This is a genomic window from Butyrivibrio sp. LB2008 (genome assembly GCF_000621565.1).
Classification (GTDB): domain Bacteria; phylum Bacillota; class Clostridia; order Lachnospirales; family Lachnospiraceae; genus Butyrivibrio.
Genome location: NZ_KK211305.1, coordinates 487879 through 508220, shown reverse-complemented (window position 1 = coordinate 508220; position 20342 = coordinate 487879). Strand labels below are relative to the sequence as shown.

The 20342-nt window shown below is 42.3% G+C and carries 19 protein-coding genes and 1 riboswitch; of the genes, 1 reads left to right on the top strand and 18 read right to left on the bottom strand.

Translation table 11 applies throughout. The features are described from left to right. Positions 1 to 170: 170 nt before the first annotated feature. The 17 genes from T356_RS0112265 to thiW all read right to left on the bottom strand — a co-directional run bounded on the left by T356_RS0112265 (position 171) and on the right by thiW (position 17451). Entirely contained in the window at positions 171 to 932 is a 762-nt protein-coding gene (locus T356_RS0112265; protein WP_026514735.1) for a response regulator transcription factor, read from the bottom strand. Continuing rightward, complete coding sequence (locus T356_RS20485; RefSeq protein ID WP_197020910.1) at positions 916 to 2703, bottom strand: cache domain-containing sensor histidine kinase; 1788 nt, start codon at positions 2701 to 2703, stop codon at positions 916 to 918. The genes T356_RS0112265 and T356_RS20485 overlap by 17 nt, the downstream gene beginning before the upstream one ends. Before the next feature lie 128 nt (positions 2704 to 2831). Further along, positions 2832 to 3659: a carbohydrate ABC transporter permease gene (locus tag T356_RS0112255; protein WP_026514734.1), complete on the bottom strand. Its 828-nt coding sequence runs from the start codon at positions 3657 to 3659 to the stop codon at positions 2832 to 2834. Then, positions 3659 to 4573 carry a carbohydrate ABC transporter permease gene (locus T356_RS0112250; protein WP_051563410.1) on the bottom strand — a complete coding sequence of 305 codons (915 nt, stop codon included), beginning with the start codon at positions 4571 to 4573 and terminating at the stop codon, positions 3659 to 3661. The genes T356_RS0112255 and T356_RS0112250 overlap by 1 nt, the downstream gene beginning before the upstream one ends. A gap of 107 nt (positions 4574 to 4680) precedes the next feature. Next, entirely contained in the window at positions 4681 to 6039 is a 1359-nt protein-coding gene (locus tag T356_RS0112245; protein WP_026514732.1) for an ABC transporter substrate-binding protein, read from the bottom strand. Positions 6040 to 6117: 78 nt separating this feature from the next. Continuing rightward, entirely contained in the window at positions 6118 to 6696 is a 579-nt protein-coding gene (locus T356_RS0112240; protein ID WP_026514731.1) for a hypothetical protein, read from the bottom strand. A gap of 254 nt (positions 6697 to 6950) precedes the next feature. After that, entirely contained in the window at positions 6951 to 8045 is a 1095-nt protein-coding gene (locus T356_RS0112235; RefSeq protein WP_026514730.1) for a peptidylprolyl isomerase, read from the bottom strand. Positions 8046 to 8068: 23 nt separating this feature from the next. Beyond that, positions 8069 to 10063, bottom strand: a complete 1995-nt coding sequence (locus tag T356_RS0112230) for a 2-isopropylmalate synthase (RefSeq protein WP_026514729.1) — start codon at positions 10061 to 10063, stop codon at positions 8069 to 8071. 165 nt (positions 10064 to 10228) lie between these two features. Beyond that, positions 10229 to 11536 carry a phosphomethylpyrimidine synthase ThiC gene (gene thiC, locus T356_RS0112225; protein WP_026514728.1) on the bottom strand — a complete coding sequence of 436 codons (1308 nt, stop codon included), beginning with the start codon at positions 11534 to 11536 and terminating at the stop codon, positions 10229 to 10231. 109 nt (positions 11537 to 11645) lie between these two features. Continuing rightward, the gene (gene thiH / locus T356_RS0112220) at positions 11646 to 12899 is read right to left on the bottom strand and encodes a 2-iminoacetate synthase ThiH (RefSeq protein WP_026514727.1); all 1254 of its coding nucleotides are present in this window, start codon (positions 12897 to 12899) and stop codon (positions 11646 to 11648) included. Positions 12900 to 12915: 16 nt separating this feature from the next. Next, entirely contained in the window at positions 12916 to 13683 is a 768-nt protein-coding gene (locus T356_RS0112215; RefSeq protein WP_026514726.1) for a thiazole synthase, read from the bottom strand. A gap of 28 nt (positions 13684 to 13711) precedes the next feature. Then, complete coding sequence (thiF, locus tag T356_RS0112210; protein WP_026514725.1) at positions 13712 to 14347, bottom strand: thiamine biosynthesis protein ThiF; 636 nt, start codon at positions 14345 to 14347, stop codon at positions 13712 to 13714. Between the two features lies 1 nt (position 14348). Further along, positions 14349 to 14543, bottom strand: a complete 195-nt coding sequence (thiS, locus tag T356_RS0112205) for a sulfur carrier protein ThiS (RefSeq protein WP_026514724.1) — start codon at positions 14541 to 14543, stop codon at positions 14349 to 14351. Positions 14544 to 14609: 66 nt separating this feature from the next. Then, positions 14610 to 15389, bottom strand: coding sequence for a bifunctional hydroxymethylpyrimidine kinase/phosphomethylpyrimidine kinase (gene thiD, locus T356_RS0112200; protein WP_026514723.1), 780 nt, complete (start codon positions 15387 to 15389; stop codon positions 14610 to 14612). A gap of 31 nt (positions 15390 to 15420) precedes the next feature. Next, positions 15421 to 16053 (bottom strand): thiamine phosphate synthase, encoded by a 633-nt coding sequence (gene thiE, locus T356_RS0112195; protein WP_026514722.1) that lies wholly within the window; start codon positions 16051 to 16053, stop codon positions 15421 to 15423. Continuing rightward, positions 16044 to 16835 carry a hydroxyethylthiazole kinase gene (thiM, locus tag T356_RS0112190; protein WP_026514721.1) on the bottom strand — a complete coding sequence of 264 codons (792 nt, stop codon included), beginning with the start codon at positions 16833 to 16835 and terminating at the stop codon, positions 16044 to 16046. The genes thiE and thiM overlap by 10 nt, the downstream gene beginning before the upstream one ends. A 22-nt stretch (positions 16836 to 16857) precedes the next feature. Next, entirely contained in the window at positions 16858 to 17451 is a 594-nt protein-coding gene (thiW, locus tag T356_RS19365) for an energy coupling factor transporter S component ThiW (protein ID WP_051563408.1), read from the bottom strand. A 236-nt stretch (positions 17452 to 17687) separates the two neighbouring features. After that, a riboswitch (TPP riboswitch) is annotated at positions 17688 to 17790 on the bottom strand. Positions 17791 to 18158: 368 nt separating this feature from the next. Between thiW and T356_RS0112180 the strand changes: the two genes are divergently transcribed. Then, complete coding sequence (locus T356_RS0112180; protein ID WP_242846606.1) at positions 18159 to 19220, top strand: PD-(D/E)XK nuclease family transposase; 1062 nt, start codon at positions 18159 to 18161, stop codon at positions 19218 to 19220. A gap of 118 nt (positions 19221 to 19338) precedes the next feature. On the opposite strand, the gene T356_RS0112175 is transcribed toward T356_RS0112180, so the two are convergent. Beyond that, positions 19339 to 20334 carry a type I phosphomannose isomerase catalytic subunit gene (locus T356_RS0112175; RefSeq protein ID WP_026514719.1) on the bottom strand — a complete coding sequence of 332 codons (996 nt, stop codon included), beginning with the start codon at positions 20332 to 20334 and terminating at the stop codon, positions 19339 to 19341. Positions 20335 to 20342 lie beyond the last annotated feature (8 nt).

Here is a 20342-nt window from a genome sequence, read left to right as displayed (position 1 = left end):
TTCAGTAATATGTACGGTCAGAGTCACATGTTGCTGTCATCTCCGTACAAATAAAAGTTTAATTCGCACCAATGCAAAAGTCAATAAAAAATTAGCACTCACCAAACGTGAGTGCTAACACTAAATCGATTGTAATAGTCCTCGAAGGCGGAGCGAACGATGCACTTAGTTCATTCATATTTGGATGCAACGTACTCTGAGTAGCTCATTCCCGCATATTTCTTAAAGCATCGGCTGAAATAATTGGGATCGGGAATACCGACTTCAGCGGCAGCCTGATACATCTTAACGTTAGTGCGGGCAATATTCATCGCTTTCTTCATTCTAAGATTTGTAAGATATTCTATAAAGTTGATCCCGGTCTCCTGCTTGAATTTTCTTGAAAGATAGCTGGCACTGAAACCAAAATGCTGTGCTATATAAGCAAGATTAAGCTTGGAATCTGCGAAGTTTTCCTCTACATACTTTTTGATCAGCTCCGTTGTATTGCTTTCTTCTGAAGATGCTCCGGTTGATTCAGACTTTAATTCTTCCCAAGAATCATTTGATTCATCCAGCATCTTTTTTGCCCTCTCCAGAACTTTTGTGATCTCAGTTCTGACCATAGGTTTGAGCATATAGTCAAAAACAGGAAGGCTGACACATCTCCTTGCATATTCAAATTGATTTATCGCTGTCATTATTATTATGACAAGATTCGGATATCTGTCTGTCGCAGTCTGAGTAAACTCTATCCCGTCCATGAACGGCATTGAAATATCGACAAAAGCTATGTCCGGCTTTAGATCGTCAATAACATTTATTGCCTCAATTCCGCTTGCAGCCTCGCCTACGACTTCCATGTCAAGCTCACCCCAGTTTATCGCCGCACGCATCAGCTTACGAGCCGACTCCTCGTCATCAATTATCATAACCCTATACTTTCTGTCCATCACCTACGCCCCTTATTGCCATTTGATCAGAAATTATAAACTCTATCTCTGTGTATTCCCCAACCTCGCTGTCAATCCTGACAACATCATTGCTTCCGCAATAAATCTTTATTCTTTCTATGGTTCCCCATAGTCCGAAACTCTCTCCCTCCATTTCACCCGTCGTAAAGCTTCTGTCCGAATGTAAAATTTTATCTATCTGTTCCCGTGTCATTCCTACACCTGTATCGCGTACAGTCAAATGAAGCTCACCGTCTTTAAGCTTTGTACTTATCCTTATTATTCCCTTCTCGCCTTTCATCCTGATCCCGTGATATATACTATTCTCAACGAGCGGCTGAAGAATCAGTTTGGGAACAATGAACTTATTCGTAGCATCATCTATATCATACTCATCTTCAAAAATATCTCCGTATCTGAGCTTCTGAAGAGAAAGATAATCCTTAACTATCTGCACTTCTCTCGAAAGAGGTATCACCCTGTCACCTTTACTCAAAAAGTTTCTGTAAAAACTTCCGAGTGTTTCAAGAGAATCATGAACCTTATCCGCTCCCGCATCCAATGCAAGAAAGCCTATCGTTTCAAGCGAATTGTACAAAAAGTGAGGCTTTATCTGTTCCTGCAGCACTCTCATCTCAGCTCGCTGAAGAGTTTTCTCTTTTTCAATCAATGTTGCGATAAGCTCGTTGACGTGATCGATAAGATTATTATAATCCTCCTTAAGCATCTCGAGCTCACTTGAAGGCATCTCTACATCAATAGTTTTAAGATCGCCGGTCTTCTTATTCTTTTCCATTGATTCCGAAAGTTTGTAGATCGGGTCCGTTATGTCATTCTTGATGAAGAATCCCATATGAACCGCCATAACAACAAATACAAGCAAAAGAACCATAAGCACATAAAGAATTCCGTACGGAATACCTTCAGTTCCATATTTGGATATCCTCATAATTACGATTGGATAATTATCGACACGGCACCCCGATATAAGAACACGCTTATTGTCTATCTTTATATTCTTATTTCTGATACCGGGTGTTTCAAATTCGGGAGTATAATAGCGTATATATGTCTTATTCCCGGCAATATAACTTCCGTCCGATCCAACGATACAAACATTGTCATATCTAAGCTGATTGAGCATTTCCTGAAAAACATTTGCCGAAATGTTCATCATCATTATTCCGATACGTTTCTGACTGTTGGTATCATTTATTGCTCGCTCGATCGTAACTATGGTTTTGTCGTCAACCCTCCTTGCAACTCCGTTACAATTCAGTTCAACGCAGGCTCTTCCTTCACTTGAATAGATATTGTCTTTCCAGGAATCAGACATCATAACATCTGAATCGTATCTGTAAGAAATCCTGTTGGTAGACACCATCCTCATGTCTTCCCTAAATGCCATAACGGAGTCCACACCTTCTGCGGCGTTCAAGATATCCATTATCCCGTATCTGGCATCATTTGACATGTTATCATCTATCGCTTCCTCACTTGCTTTAAGGAAGGTCACAAGTCTTTTTTCCGTAATAATAAGTCTGGAAATATCCATGTAGTTTTTTATATCTGAACGGATATTATTGGAAAGGGCTTTTAGCACACTTTCCGACTCTCGTATTGCATACGCCTTTCGCTCTTTCTCAGTAATGACATAAGTAGAGATGAGAAACGACACCAAAACAATTATGACAATCCCAAGTATCGTACTTCTGAAACTAGAGGAAAGCGTATTTTTTTTATTTTTGTCCCCAACCTGATTTATTTTCATTTTCACGCCCAAAGAAATATAGTTCTTAACAAAATACACTCTATAAAAAGATAACATTTTTTGTGATTATTCGCAAAAAAGGCTCAGCATCTCTGCCGAGCCTTACATAAAACAATATTAAATTTTGATCAACCCTTAACCGCACCTGCGATGAAGCTGTCCTGAATCTTTCTGCTAAGGAATACATAAGCAATAAGTGTCGGGAATGTAGCAATTACAAGAGCAGCGCCGATTGGGCCCCAATCAGTTGTATATGCACCTGACAATTCCTTAATACCTACAGGCAATGTTCTGTGCTTTGAATCTGAAATGAATACGTTTGCAAACATGAACTCATTCCAGCACTGAAGGTATGCATAGATACCAACTGTTGAAAGCGCAGGCTTCATAAGAGGCATGATAATCTTAAAGAATGTTCCATAAAGACTACATCCGTCAATTCTTGCAGCTTCATCAAGATCATACGGAATATCTACCATAAATCCTGTGCAAATAAGAATTGACATTGAAAGTGTAAAAGCTGAATAAGGAACAATAAGTGTTGAATACTTATTGAGCCAGTGAAGCTTTGAAAGCACTACGTATACAGGAACGATTGAAGCCTGAAGAGGAATAGTAAGTCCAAGCATAAAGAATGCTGTTGCAAGCTTACTTAATCTCCACTTAATACGTGTAAGTGCATATGTTGCCATCATAGCGGCAATAATTGAAATACCGATTGAAACAACTGTAACAAGTAAGCTGTTAAAGAAATACCTCGCCATATTACCTGTTTTTACAGCTGATTCATAGTTGGACCACAGCCAATGCTGAGGGAGTCCTATAATGTTTGCTCCGAATATCTCGTCATTCCCCTTAAGAGAGAAAGTAAACATGAAATATATCGGGAATAAATTGATTATCGACCAGATAACCAAAAGAATATATATAAAAGTTTTTTTCTTTCCTACCATCATTAATTATCCTTTTCCTTAAATGCAGCACTTATCAATAAAGCAAATGCGAAGCACAGAGCAATAAGCATTACAGAAATCGTACTTCCCATTCCATACCTGTTTCTCAAGAACATCATGTTTTCGAGCAATGTACTCGGAACTTCTGTTAACTGATACGGACCTCCATCAGTCAAGATACGAACAAGGTCGTATGACTTGAGTGAACCGGTTACTGCGAAAATAACACTTACCCTGATAATTGGTTTAATGATCGGGATAACAATGAATCTGTCAGTCTGCCACTTAGTCGCACCATCAATCATTGCGGCTTCTCTCAGATCCGGTGAAACGCCCTTAACTCCGGCATACATAAGGAGCATATGATATCCAATATACTGCCAGATTGTAGGAACAATGATACTTCCAAGCGCTGTCTTAACATCACCTACCCAAACGTGCTTCCAGTCTCCCAAACGAACCGCATCAAGGAATCTGTTCAAAAGACCGTAGTCAGGATTGTAAATCTTGAGCCAAAGCTGACCGATAACTACCGTTGAAATAAGCACGGGCATAAAGAAAACTGTAAGGTAAAAACGTTCTCCCTTGGGCTTTCTTCCAAGTATAAGCGCAAGTAAAAGCGCTATCGGTAACTGTATAAATACTGAAAATAGTGCCAATATCAATGAGTTCTTCAATGAGATCATGAATTTGATCGATCCATTGGTAAATAACTCTCCATAATTGGCTAAACCTATGAATGTCCCCTCTGAAAACCCATCCCAGTCAAATAAACTTCTATATAAGGAAACCGCGATGGGAGCAATTAAAATACTAACGAATAAAAGTAAACCTGGAAGCAAAAACAAAAAGACTGCCAAGCCCTTTTGAAATTCCTTCTTTGTCTTCTGATTTTTCACACTCTTATCTCTTTCCATACAAAATAACCTTCCAACAAAATACGATCCTTCCCTGCGCTTCCCATTGGAAGCACAGGAAGGACCGAAAATAAAATCAATTTAGATTTGTAAAACCAACTTTCAGATTAGCGAATATCCTTAGCAAGACCTTCGATGAACTGTGTTCCGTCTACCTGGCATCCGTAAACCTGATCTACATATGAAAGATATGTATTAGCATCGTCTGCTGCCATAGCTGTATCTCCGAAGAGTACCATTGAATCAGCATTTGCAACGATCTCAGCAACTGTCTGTGTAAGAGGATTTACAGCACTTGTGTCACCGTAAGGTGTCCATGCAGGAAGTCCGCATCCATCAAGATATCCATAGTGGCAGATAAGCTTACCAAGCTCGAATGCATAATCAGCAGCTCTTGCAGCGTTAGGTGATGAAGCAGAAACAGCAAGTGTATCTGAAGGACCACCGATAAGCTGACCAAGCTTAGACTTGTCAGAATTGATTACAGGGAACTCACCAACTTTTACCTTAGGGAAGAACTCTGCATTGTTTGCGAAGTCTGCGCAGTTCCATGTTCCGTTCATGTAGAACGCATATTTTCCTGCGATGAAGTTGTTCTTAACTTCGTCATTTGTAAGACCTACACCTGAAGGATCAAAATATCCGTCTTTGACAAGCTTCTGGAATGTATCAACAGCACTTCCTACATCAGGATTGTTCCATGTTGCTTTTCCAAGGAAGATATCGTTAAGAGTGTCAGCGCCTGCGCTCTTCTCGATTACAGACTCAAGATACTCTGTTACACACCATGTCTCTTTTCCGGCACATCCGAAAGGAATGATTTTCTTAGCCTTAAGAGCATCGCAGCACTTAATGAACTCGTCATAAGTTCCGGGAATCTCTTCATAACCAGCCTCTTTCAAAAGGTCCATGTTAGCGAAAAGACCAACGATGTTCATTGTAAGCGGCACACCGTAGTGCTTGCCGTCATATGTTGAGTTTCCAAGCATAACTTCAGGAAGCTCACTCTTATACTTCTCATACGCTTCATCAAGGCAATATACCTTGTCAGCAGCTACGAAATCGCCAAGGAATGCACATGACCATGTAAAGAAAATGTCAGGCATTTCATTAGCTGATACAGCAGCTTTAATCTTTGTCTTGTAAGACTGGTTCTCGAATGCTTCCCACTCGAATGTGATATCGGGATATGCAGTCTTCATATCTTCGATAGCTGCCTCATAAGAATGACGGTTTGAGTCACTCTCTGTAGCAATACACCACATCTTGAGCGAAATAGGTCCCTCTGATGCTGCACCGGCATCTGCTGCACTTGCATCTGCAGCTCCTGCATCTGCTCCTGCTTCTGTTGCTTCAGCGCCACCGTTGTCGCCTGTTTCTGCAGGCGCTGCAGTGTCACCACATCCAACAAGAGAAAGTGTCATCACACCCGCCAATAACATTGAAACTAAACGCTTCTTCTCCATTTCATACCTCTCCTTCTTAATAATGGTTTTTCGGCAGCAATGCTGCCATTTATATCGCAAACGCACCATGCGTTTCGATTACTCTGTACCTTCCTCTTTCTTACTCGTATCCTCCTTCTGTGTCTTCACCAAAGGCCATGGATAGTCAATAGTAAGCTTGTTACCATCAAGTGAATAATATAGGGTTACGTCCGGTATAGGATCTGAATACATAAGTTTTATGCTGGAATTATCTTTATCCACAGAATAGTGGCCGTAAAAGATATCTTCTTCACTGAATTCCAGTGAAGGTTCAGATGTGAATCTGAAGATATTCCTTCCGCTCTCCCAATTCCCAACAATTCCCTCAGGGGCCCCATCCCCTTTATAATCATAGACAGACGCTATGTAAAATACCATCTTATCACTGTCCATGTAGTATCTGTGTTCTACCGAATTACCATCCTTATCCGTGAGAGTGATGCTGTCATCATCCTTCACATATGTATAAGTCTCGCCGTTAAAAACCGCTTTACCGTTATCATAAAGAGCAAGTATCTCTTCGTTAGTTTCATAATCATATGCCCAAGATTCAGTCTTTTTCTCACCACATCCGACCGGGATAAGCATTGCCATAATCAAAGCGAATATAATCAAAGTCTTTTTTAATCTCTTCATGCTTACCGTCACCTCGATGCAATTTTGATACTACTGATAATAATATAAACGATTAAGTGGATATTCTGAATATACTTTTTTTACTTCATTAAGCACTTTTTTTACTTCTTGACCATAAATCTAAGATTTTTCTTGCTTTATTTGTGCATTATGCCAATGGTAGCGCTTCCATTTTGTCAAAAGCAGACAAAAAATGACGTATAATCTTCACCAAAGTAAAAATCATACGTCATTTTTGCCATCATATTAAATTATCAATTATTCGGAAAGTATTTGTGATAGACTTCCATGAGTCCTTTCGTTGTAACTCCCTCATCGCTCTCGATAGCTATGCTGTTCCAGAGTTTCTCATTGAGCTGCTTGTTCAAAGTTGCAACAAAGCTGTCATACTGTTCGCCAAATACTTCACGTTTTCTCTCATCAACAATCTTAACCTTCCTTGCTTCTGTTTCCTCAAGATTAAATTTGCTGGTGCATTTGATTATTGTATATCCTTCGCTTGTCTCAAAGACTCTGCTGACTTCATCTCCGCCGAGACTAAATGCCACATCTTCGTAAGCTGCTTCGGCTCCGCCCTTTCCGAAAGAAAGTTCAGACTCCTCTGCCTCGTTGTATTGCAACATGAGTTCCTCGAAATCGGCGCCTTCGGCAATCTTGGAATAAATACTGTCAGCTTTTACTTTCGCTGAAGCCTTCGCAGTGTCATCAAAATCAACTTTATTCCCACTCGCGTCAAGTGAATATGTTTTTATCACGATCTGCTCAACCGTTATCATTCTTGCTTCATCATCGCTGATCTCGGGATTGATATCCTTGATTATAAAGTCATAAAGCTTGCCGGCAAGAGCCTGATCTTTGTAGATTCCCTCGATGTCTCCCTCTGTTATTCCATCCATAGCGGCAATATCTGCCTCAGAAAGTGTGGAATAATACTCAGTAGCCGCTTCCGATACTTTTTTGAGTTCATCCTCTTCAAGAGATATACCTTTTTGCGCCGCGAGGATATCCATCGCTTTTATCTGTGCGATCTTGGCAAGAACCGAGTCTTTTAGCCTGTCCTCTACAGTTTCGCTTCCGGCTTCGCGCTCCCATATCTCTTTTCCGAAGCACTCTTCATATCCATCCTGAGTATTTACAAGATATGCCTTTGCCTCCTTGAGAGTGCACACCGAATCCTCTATTCTGAACACTTCATCATCGGCAAAGCCTGTGGTAAATACTATTTTGACAGGTTTATCGGATGATCCGCATCCCGATACCAAAACACAGGAACAGGCGGCGACCAATGCCGCAATTCTTCTTGCTATTTTGTTATGTTTTAGTCTACCGCTCTTCCTTATGTTTATCACTTTTTATACCTTGATCCGATCTGTTATTTTTCGCTGCAGCGATACTGAACGGGAGTCATGCCGTATCTCTCTTTGAAGAGACGGTTGAAATGCTCAACGTTCTGATATCCCGATGCCTCAGCTACTTTCTCGACCTTCATATTTCCGTTTCGCAAAAGAGTACTTGCCTTGTTAAGTCTGATCTGCTTTACATTCTCACCGAAAGTCATTCCGGACTTTTCCTTGATAAACTTGGACAGATAAGGTTTTGAAAGGAAGAACTGCTTGGACAAGTCGTCAAGTGTGATAGTGAGGTAGTTCTCCTGAATATAATTCATGATCGCATTGATTCTCACATCTCTCACATCCTTGTTGTTCTTAACCGCATCAAGCTGGTTAACGGCAACAACAAGAGCATTTATTGAAGACTTGATGATATCCTCGTCAATTCCAACTCCCCAGTACTTATTACCTTCAACGGTAATTCCGACATATGTGCAGGCCTTTGAAGAAGAACCTCTTGAAAGAGCATGCTCTTCATATGTTGAAAGCTCATATTTTATTCCGAAGTACTGCTTGATGGCATTACTTACAGCGTCGAGACGTCCGTTTCCATTTGCCTCAACAACCTGCTGTGCGTCAAGATGATCTATCTTGACTTCTGCAAGTATTCCCTCTTTCTGCTTGAAGTGACATTCGTCAATCTTAAATACATGATTGTTGTGAACGTACTTGTCCTCAAAAATCTGATAGATACGCATGGGAGAGAGCTCCGCATGTTCTCTGTCGGAAATGTCTTTGATAGTGTAGCTGACATCTTCCTGCATTTCTCTGGGAACCATCATACCATAATTATTCTTAAGAATATAGCTTACGCCACCTTTTCCTGACTGGCTGTTGATTCTGATAACATCTCCGTCATACTCTCTTCCGATATCCTTGGGATCGATGGGAAGATACGGAACCGACCAGATGCCGTTGTCCTTCTTAAGTTCATGCCAGCTGAATCCCTTTGAGATCGCATCCTGGTGTGAACCTGAAAATGCTGTAAAGACAAGCTGTCCTGCATAAGGCTGTCTCTCATATATGCGCATTCTTGTAAGTTTCTCGTAAGTCTCACCAACCTGAGGAAGGTGTGAAAAATCAAGTCCGGGATCAACACCGTGTGAGTACATGTTAAGAGCAAGTGTAACGATATCAACGTTACCTGTTCTCTCACCGTTTCCGAAAAGAGTTCCCTCGATTCTGTCAGCACCCGCAAGACATCCAAGCTCTGCATCACCGATACCTGTTCCTCTGTCGTTGTGAGGGTGAAGAGAAAGTGTTACCGCATCACGATACTTAAGTGAATTGTGAATATATTCAACCTGAGTTGCAAATACGTGAGGCATTGCATTCTCAACAGTTGTAGGAATATTGATTATTACCTTGTTATCTTTGGTAGGCTTCCATACATCAAGAACGGCGTTACATACTTCAACAGCATAATCAACCTCTGTTCCGGGAAAGCTTTCAGGTGAATATTCAAAAGAGAAGTTTCCTTCAGTCTCTTTTGCGAGCTTATTTAAAAGCTTTGCTCCTTCTATAGCGATCTTCTTGACCTCTTCTTTATCTTTTCTGAACACCTGCTCACGCTGTGCTACCGAAGTTGAGTTGTAAAGATGGATGATAGCTCTGGGTGCCCCTTTTACAGCCTCAAATGTTCTCTTGATGATATGCTCTCTTGCCTGTGTGAGAACCTGAACCGTAACATCATCAGGGATCATATTTCTCTCAATCAAAGTTCTTGCAAATTCATATTCTGTAACAGAAGCTGCAGGGAAACCGATCTCAATCTCCTTAAATCCGAGATCAACAAGCATTGTGAAAAATTCAAGTTTCTCCTCAAGACTCATAGGTTCGATAAGCGCCTGGTTTCCGTCTCTTAAGTCAACACTGCACCAAATGGGCGGAGTTTCGATATGATCCTTGGTTACCCAATTATATGTTGCCTTAGGAGGCATATAGTACTGACACTGATACTTCTGATAATTATCCATTATTTAACTGCTCCTTGATTTCTTGATATTTTTTATCATTTTTTAATTAAAATATCTCAGTTTTGTTGATGAATATTATCATATCACATTTTTTCGCAAATAAAACATGGCAAAATTAATCTTTTTTCTTGATATATTTTGCCATGCTTCTATACTTTTCAGTTTTTATCCCAAAATATCGATATATTCACCGTTGAGAGCCTTGTTCATGCTGCGGACAGCGCAGAACTTACCGCACATCGAGCATGTATCGTCATACTCGGGAGATCTGTCATCGCGGATTTTCTTGGCTGTCTCGGGATCGAGCGCGCACTCCCACTGCTTATCCCAGTCAAGAACTCTTCTGGCATCACCCATAGCATTATCACGATCCATGGCATGAGGAATCTTCTTGGCAATATCAGCTGCGTGAGCTGCGATCTTGGAAGCGATGATTCCCTGCTTAACGTCATCGACATTTGGAAGTGCAAGATGCTCAGCGGGTGTAACGTAGCAAAGGAACGCAGCACCTGAAGCTGCCGCGATAGCTCCGCCGATCGCGGATGTGATGTGATCGTATCCGGGTGCAATATCAGTAACAAGGGGTCCGAGTACATAGAAAGGAGCTCCCATGCAGATTGTATTCTGAATCTTCATATTGGCTTCAATCTGATCCATCGGCATATGTCCGGGACCTTCGACCATTACCTGAACATCTTTTTCCCAAGCTCTCTTTGTGAGCTCGCCAAGTCTTACAAGTTCCTCTATCTGACAGACATCGCTCGCATCCGCAAGGCATCCCGGTCTGCAGGCGTCACCGAGTGATATTGTAACATCATACTCTCTGCAGATCTCAAGGATTTCATCATAGTACTCATAAAAAGGATTCTCATTTCCTGTCATGCACATCCATGCAAATACAAGTGAACCTCCTCTTGATACAATATTCATCTTTCTCTTGTGCTTCTTGATCTGCTCTATTGTCTTTCTTGTAATTCCGCAGTGGAGTGTCACGAAATCAACGCCATCTTCTGCGTGAAGTCTTACAACATCGATGAAATCCTTTGCCGTAAGCTCAGCAAGATCCCTCTGATAGTGAATAACACTGTCATATACGGGAACCGTGCCTATCATTGCAGGGCAGGACTCTGTGAGCTTTTTTCTGAAAGGCTGTGTATTTCCGTGGCTTGAAAGATCCATGATAGCCTCAGCTCCCATGTTTACCGCAGCCATAACTTTTTCCATCTCGATATCATAATCTTTGCAATCTCTTGATACACCAAGGTTTACGTTGATCTTGGTTCTGAGCATTGAACCAACGCCCTCTGGATCGATACATTTGTGGTTCTTATTTGCGGGAATCGCAATCTTTCCTTCCGCAACAAGCGCTCTTATGAACTCAGTATCACGATACTCTTTTTTGGCAACCGCCTCCATTTCCTTGGTCACGATTCCTTTGCGCGCCGCCTCCATCTGTGTTGAATACTCTCTCATTAAAACCTTCTCCTATTCTGATTTTTTATATTTAGGGTGTAATAAACTAAGTTTTGCCATGTTTGATATTCGAATCGTCCCGTTTCTTCGAAATTCTCGCGATTCTATATCATAGATATACGTAGTCGTTGTAAACCGGCTGAAGTCCTTCGCTTTCAATATCTTCGTACATTCTGTGTAGACTACGTCCGTCTGATATTTCAAACTGCTCATCTCCGGATTGTTCACTTTTTTCTTTTCCCGAATACTTCTCTTCGTGGTCGCCGATTCCTGTCGATACTCCTGCAGATACCTTGGTTGCCGCGATCTTCACGATTCCGTTTCTAAACTCCGCCGTTTCTCTCGACGAAACCGTTATTCCGCAGAACGGAAGGAATATCCTGTATGCGCACAGTATCTGGCAAAGCTGCCTCTCGCCCACATCAAGCGGATTTATGGTCTCGTTGTTGATGATTGGACGAAGCCTTGGACAGGACAGAGACATCTCGGCGTAAGGATATTTTTTTTGCAAAAAATATACATGAAGCGCCGAAGCAAGCGCATCTTTCCTAAAATCAGAAAGCCCGAGAAGTGCTGAAAAAGCTACGCCTCGCATGCCGCCCATAAGCGCTCTCTCCTGTGCATCGAACCTATACGGCCAAACGCGCTTGTTTCCCATAAGATGCAGCTGCTCATATTTGACGGTATCGTAAGTCTCCTGAAATACAGTGACATAATCGACGCCACACTCATGAAGATACTTGTAGTCTTTGACATTAACGGGATAAATCTCTATACCGACCATTCGGAAGTACTTTCTTGCAATCTTGCACGCCTCTCCGATATACTCAATATCCGAATTGGCCGGACTCTCTCCCGTAAGAATCAGGATTTCCTCCATCCCGCTGTCCGCAATCACCTTCATCTCGTGCTCAATCTGCTCGTATGAAAGCTTCATTCTCTTTATCCTGTTATAGCAGTTGAATCCGCAGTAAACGCAGTAATTTTCGCAATAATTCGCGATATATATCGGAGTAAAAAGATATACCGTATTTCCAAAGTGTTTACCAGTCTCGCGCTGTGCCTTCTCCGCCATCTGCTCAAGAAAAGGCTCCGCCGCGGGAGATAGAAGCGCCTTGAAATCTTCAATCGAACATCTCTCGCTATCAAGAGCTCTTCTGACATCTTTTGCCGTATACTTGCTGTAATCGTATGATTCAAAATGCTCCATTACATTCTTGCAAACATCGGATTCGATCACGTCCATTCCGGGCAGATAAGCCATGTGATCCGTCCTGAACGAAGGATCGTTCTCAATCCTGTGCTTGCGCTCAAGTCCCGCCTCAGACAATTCATCCGAATCTATCAAAAAATGATTTTCCATTCCGATTTCGCCCTCCTTAGTGCAAGAATCCCGTAAGAGGGTCGGAAGCGCTGGCGCCTCTTGTCAGAACTCTTCCCACTCCGGCAAGATATGCTTTTCTTCCCGCTTCTATAGCATCTTTAAAAGCTGATGCCATAAGTGTCAGATTTCCGGCTGTTGCAAGCGCTGTGTTCGCCATGATCGCAGCAGCTCCCATCTCCATTGCTTCGCAGGCCTGCGAAGGTCTTCCGATTCCTGCGTCAACAATTATCGGCAGGTCTATCTCATCAATAAGGATCTGTATGAATTCTTTTGTAGCAAGTCCCTTATTTGAGCCTATAGGCGAAGCAAGCGGCATGATCGACGCTGCTCCCACTTCCTTAAGTTCTCTCGCAACATTAAGATCCGGGTACATGTAAGGCATTACCACAAATCCTTCTTTTGCAAGTGTCTCCGTCGCTTTGATAGTTTCATAATTGTCGGGCAAAAGATATTTCGTATCGCGCATGATCTCAATCTTTACAAAATCACCGCAGCCAAGCTCTCTTGCAAGTCTGGCTATACGCACTGCCTCTTTTGCATCTCTTGCTCCGCTCGTATTTGGAAGGAGCGTAACATTCTTCGGAATAAAATCCAGAATGTTCTCCTCATCCTTTGTATTAGTTCTCCTTACTGCGAGTGTAATTATCTCAGCGCCCGCATCGCGGGTTGCAGCCTCAATAAGTTTCATCGAGTACTTCCCCGATCCGAGAATGAAACGGGAATTAAATTCTTTTCCGCCAATAACCAATTTGTCTTCTGCCATTTTCCTTCTCCTATCCTTGAATATTTAGTTAAACCGTTGCCTCACCCATTATTATTCGAAGTGCCATATGTGCTTCGTGCGCGGCACATACCATCACTCTTGAAGAGATCAGCCCGATGCCGTCGTTTACATCACTTACGGAATCTCCGGATAAAAAGAATCTTTTCGAGATCTTTTTAGTCTTAATAAGATTGGCACTTCCAAAGCCCGCCATTCCCGAACTTGATACAAGATACTTCTCGGGAGCATTTTCAAGTATCGCATTTACAAGCATTGCTTTGTTCTCTGCCTTATCGAATGCCTCGCAGACTATATCCGCTTCCTTCGTAAGTTCGATGACGTTTTCTTCCGTGACTTTTGTGTTGTGCGTCTCAATAGTTATATACGGATTTATTTCATTTAAATTATCTGAAAGAGCATCAGGCTTCGGCCTACCGACCTGGTCTGCCTTGTACTGCTGCCTGTGAAGATTGGATACATCAACCTTGTCAAAATCGATAAGGATCAGCTTTCCTACACCTGCTCTTGCAAGGCATATCGCAATATTGGATCCAAGCCCGCCAAGTCCGCATATCGCCACGGTCGCACTGTCAAATTTCTTCTGATTATCTGCTCCGTGCCGCTCTATGAGCGCGTTATAGAACTCTTCTCTTGTAGGTGTCATATCAGCCACCTCCGACAAAGCTCACAACTTCCACGGTATCTCCGTCCTTAAGAATAGTTGCGTCGTAGCATACCTTAGGAACAATCTCTTCATTAATCTCAACGGCGATCCTTGTCTTGTCGTAATTAAGTTCCTCAAGAACCGCAGTCAGCTGCTTGTTTTCGTATTGGTATTCTTCCCCGTTTATTTTGACCATGTAACCTCCTGCTTACTTTTTGATTCATCATTTAGAGAATTGCTGTTTTCAGCAATTTTTCAACATTCACAAATTCACCATGTGATCCAGCGGGCCCGAGCCTTTGCCAAGATCAAGTCCCGATGCGATTGCATCCGATATATAAGCTTTGGCATTTCGTATAGCATCTTCAAGGCTTTCGCCAAGTGCCAGATTGGAAGCTATCGCACTTGAGAGCGTGCATCCCGTTCCGTGCGTGTTGCTGCTCTCAATTCTTTTTCCCTCAAACCATGTGAGTTTCCCGTTTTCATAAAGGACATCACTCGCATCCTCCACGCTGTGACCGCCCTTTAAAAGCACCGCGCATCCGCTCTCATTACCGAGCTCTTCCGCAGCTTTCTCCATATCTTTTCTCGTTGTTATCTTAAGTCCCGTAAGAGCCTGCGCTTCAGGTATGTTGGGCGTTATAACGCGGCTTATGGGAAAAAGAAGTCTCGCCATAACCTCGGCTGTCGAATCCTTCATAAGACTGCTGCCGCTAGTTGCGACCATCACAGGATCTACGACAAGATTTTTTACCTTATACTTGGTGAGTTTCTCGTGCACAACCTTAACCTGCTCTGCCGACGGAAGCATTCCAATCTTGGCCGCATCGCACGGAATGTCGCGAAGGCATGCTTCAATCTGCTCGCCGAGAAACTCGGGACTTGCCTCCATAATGCCTGTAACCCCTGTTGTATTTTGGGCTGTGAGCGCCGTGATCGCAGTCATTCCGTAAACCTTGTGCGCGGTCATTGTCTTAAGATCTGCCTGTATTCCTGCTCCGCCGCTACTGTCACTTCCTGCTATAGATAAAACTACTTTCATTGAAAACCTCTCCTGTAATTCATTTATGCAATCAAAGCTCATCAATCGCTTTGATCAGCCCCTGCGCCGCCTCCCTTGGTGACTCAGATTTCATAATTGCAGAAACCACGCAGATTCCAGCGATGGGAATACCTTTCAGTACGCCAAGGTTGTCTTTATTAAGCCCGCCTATCGCATTTGCGGGAATCGGTACCGCGTTGCAGATATCATTCAAAGTATCTGTGGATGTAAGGACTGTTTTTACCTTGGTGGTTGTCGGATATATCGCGCCGACGCCAAGGTAATCCGCACCTGCATTATATGCCGCAAGCGCCTGCTCTACAGTCTTGGTAGTTGCGCCTACTATCTTATCTTTTCCCAAGATCTTTCTTGCTGTCTCAACAGGCATATCTTCTCTTCCGACATGCACTCCGTCAGCGCCCGTTGCAAGAACGACATCAACTCTGTCATCAACAATAAGAGGTACGTTGTGCTTTCTCGTAATCTCGAGAGCCTTGCTCACCAGATTTATATACTCCGCGGTCGTTTTATTTTTTTCCCTTATCTGGACGAAGGTAACGCCGCCTTCTATCGCTTCCTCAAGAGCTTTCAGAAACTCTTCGTCGCTCTTATCCGTACTGTCCGTGACAAGGTAGAGTTTGAGCTGCTTTCTGTCTAGTACCATGTAACTTTCTTCCTTTCTTCAATGATGTCATCATTTATCTTCGCAACAGCGTCAAAAAGTCTCATCAGGAACATATCTCCCTCTGCGTTTTCGCCGCTTATCCCAAAAGCTGCCGTCGCACTCACGACTGAATCAATACTTGCATCTGTCGCAAAAAAACTTGCACACACTGCTCCGAGCATGCATCCCGTCCCTGTTATGCTGCCGAGTTTCTCAGTGCCGTTCGTAATAACCGCTGTCCTGCTGCCGTCTGTTACTATGTCTTTTTCGCCGCTTGCAAGAACGATGACGTTATGCTTGTTTGCAAGGTTTTTTGCGATATTGATTGTCTCTTCAAATGTGAGCTTTTTATCTGCATCAACGCCTGCCGACTTGTAGTCGTTATCAAAAAGAGCCCTTATTTCCGAGTAGTTGCCTTTTATGAGCATCGTAGCTTTGGGGTTTCTTTTGCTGATGCATATCATATTTTTTACGATAGTCCTTCGAAGCTCCGAGCATGCAACGCCCACCGCATCTATCACAACAGGCAGCTCTTTTTGCATGGCTTCGTCATAGGATATTGCCATAGCCTCAAGTCTGTCTCTCGTCACGTTCCCGAAGTTGAGCAAAAGAGCTTTTGCACTCGCTGTGATCTCACGAACTTCATCGGGGTGCTCTGCCATAATAGGTCTTGCGCCAAGAAGGAGCACAGCATTGGCACACTGCATTATCGAGATTGGGTTTGTGATGCAGTGAATGAGGGGGGATTGTTCTTTTAGTTGTTTGCAGATCATATTTTTCATATATAGGTGACCTTTTTGTCTTTTAAACAGCTTTATTGGTGCTGTTATCGCCGATATCTTTTGAATCTTCTTTTGCAACGGGATTTTTTACTCTTGTAGCTTCATCACTGCCGTTCAGACTGTCCTGTATCTTTCTGAGCATGCCTGTAGCGGCAAGTCTCTTCAGAAGAAGATATGCAATACTTCCTCCTATCAGCGTTCCCATGATAAATGAAGGTACGTAGAAAAAAAGTGTAAGACCTGTTTTGCCCCAGAGATAGGTCATAACAGGATACGAAACGATTGCGCCGATAATTCCGGTTCCGATGATCTCACCGATAACCGCTGCGATGATCTTGCCTTTTGAAAGCTTATACAAGATTCCTGAAAGCGTTGCGCCAAACACAGCTCCCGTAAGCGCAAGCGGTGGAATTCCCATAGTCGCCATTCTGATCACGCCGATCAGAACCGCGCATGTAAAGGCATACACAGGCCCCATAAACACAGCGCATGTGATGTTGATAAGATGTGCCATCGGGCACATTCCCTCAACCCTTAGAATCGGAGAAATCACAACTCCAAGCGCGACAAACATCGCAAGCGTAACCATTTTTAGCAATACTTTTTGATTCTTCATATCAATCTCCTTTTGACGGGCCTGAAATCAATGCACGATAGTGCTTTAGCATCATCTGCTTCAACAGGTTTTCCATTTTTTTGCACGCCGATGCGCGCAAGCTTTAGCTTGCATAATACTTCTGCGCATCGGTCGCATCCATAGCGGAGCGTTTTTATTGAATAGGGAATTTCAGAGAAATTTCCTATTCAATAAAAAAGGAAGCTCCTGTTTCAGTAAGCTTCCGCATAAATCTCCCATTTTCTACAAGGCATCCCTACGTTGGCATTATCCAAATCAGGTTCTCGGTCGAAGGTCACACCTTCCTCTCAGCCTGTAATACAAGCTCCCGTCTGTTTAATTTTTATAAGTATGGTTATACACTATTATGTCGGGAATTACAATATGGCATTTTCGCAATGTAATACAACATTCTTTTAAATATCCAAAGAGTTTTCTCAAATAATCACGTCCGCCTTTACGTAATGTCGTTTGCATTATTGTACCATCAATCTCCGCCACCTCATCAAACAAATTTGTTGTCTACAAGAAATCTTAAGAAAATTCGACGGTATTTCTTAAGATTTATCTGCTATCATGGATAAAGTCGGCAGTCTTTCAATGACAATTCTATGTCGACGCCATGGCGATTCGCCAAATCTATAAAAATTCTATAAGTGAGGTATCAAATGAAAAGTAACCAAACAAATCTTTCAAAATTTTTTCCAATGATCAAGACCAAAGAGCAGATACTTGAAGAAATCAATGCAAATGATACGCTTCGTGCAATCTTCAACAATTGGCCGGAAAAACATCAAAATGAGTTTCTGTCAATCTGCACAGGTTCCAAAGGCGTAAAAATGCTTTATGATTGCTACTTCAAAGAGATTCTCAATCCCGAGTATGCTCCTGAGCGTCTGTCCTCGCTTCTAAGCACAATACTTGGAAGAAAAGTCACCGTGAAATATCAGCTGACTAACGACAACACCCGCATCGGAGATGAATCCTCCCTTGTTATAACCGACATCGTAGTTGAGCTCGAAGACGGAACTCTTGCAAACATCGAAGTGCAAAAACTTGGCTATGCCTTCACAGGAGAAAGAGCTTCATGCTACTCCGCAGATCTTCTGCTGCGTCAATACAAGCGCATCAGGGATCTACGTAAAAAAGAATTCTCATATAAGGATATCGCTCCTGTATACACCATCGTATTTCTTGAAAACTCTCCTTCTGCATTCAAAGAATACAAAGATGTTTTTGTTCACAAATTTTCTACTGTATCGGATACAGGCCTAAAGATGAATATGCTCCAAAACTTTATATTTATTCCCGTTGATATTTTCCTTGAAAATCTACATAATAATGGTATTAGAAGTGATATGGATGCGTGGCTGACTTTCCTTGGCTGTGACGAACCTAAATATATCTCAAAGCTGTTAGAAACACATCCCGATTTCAAGTCTATGTACCATGACCTTTATGGCATATGCCGGAACACAGAAAGGATGATGACTATGTTTTTTTCTGAAGAACTGAAGATTCTGGATGATAATACTGTTAAATATATGATGGACCAGCTTGAGGAAGAAGTTAAAGAAAAGAAAGCAATTCTTGCAGAACAAGACAAACAGCTTGCTAAGCAAGACAAACAAATTGCTGAACAAGACAAACAAATTGCTGAACAAGGCGAAAAGATTATCTCATTAAATGCCGAAATTGCAAATGACAAAGCAGAAATCGCCGAACTAAAAGCAAAACTAGCAGAGTTCCAAGCACAAAGTCAAAAGTAATATTTAAACACAGCGCCGATCGTTTCAAACGACCGGCGCCATATTTTGCCATTTTTTCCAGACTTCCCCGGAATCATCACTAATCGTATGACATATCAGGCACGTCCCCAATATCCTCTCAACACCTAACATCAAGAAGTTCCATTACACCATTAAGTACAAGTTCCTTAGAATTTGCCGGTACAAAGATGCAATCCCCTTTGTATATGTCTATGTATTCTTTTCTGCCGTCTTCTGTGCGATAACTGATATTTCCGCAGCCGTCATAACACAAAAGAACTCTGAATGAAAGTTCGTCCGAACAGTATGTGACTCTCTGTCTTCTCTCGGTATTAATAAGCATCCTGTATACTTCAAAATACTTACACCTGCAAAGAAGCTCATCGGCAACTCCCGGTCTGTACTTAAGCACCCTCATAGCCTGTCTGGGTTCGCCCATACTATTTAGATTAGAAACATCAAGTGCCTTATCCACATGAAGTTCACGCTTATTTCCATTCTTATCCACACGGTCATAGTCATACAATCTATATGTGAGATTGCTGTTCTCCTGTATCTCTGCGATCAGCGCCCCTGCACCTATGGCATGGATTGTTCCCGCTTCGATAAAGAAAACATCATTCTTTTTTATCGGAACATACTGAAGATGCTTTTCAAGTTCTCCCTTTTCTATAGCCTTCCTCATAACCGCTTTACTGCAATTATGCTTTAGACCATAAACAAGTTTTGAATCCTTGATTGCATCAAGAACATACCACATCTCTGTCTTTCCAAGCTGTCCGTTCTCATACTTCTTTGCATAATCATCGCTCGGATGAACCTGCACCGAAAGATCGGCCTTAGCATCAATAAATTTTATAAGTATCGGAAGTTCTCCAAGTGCCTCACAATGCTTACCCAAAAATTCAGGATGCTCTTTTAAAACATCAATAAGGAGTTTTCCGTCGAACTCACCGCCCGACACGACACTGGGTCCATCCGGATGCGTACTGCATTCCCATGTTTCTGCCAGTGGATCCATATCAATATTTTTTTCAAAATCATCATTAAGCCTCTGGCCGCCCCAAAGGTAATCCTTTGCAGCAGGCTTAAGCATAAAAGGAACATTCTTCAACGTGTCAT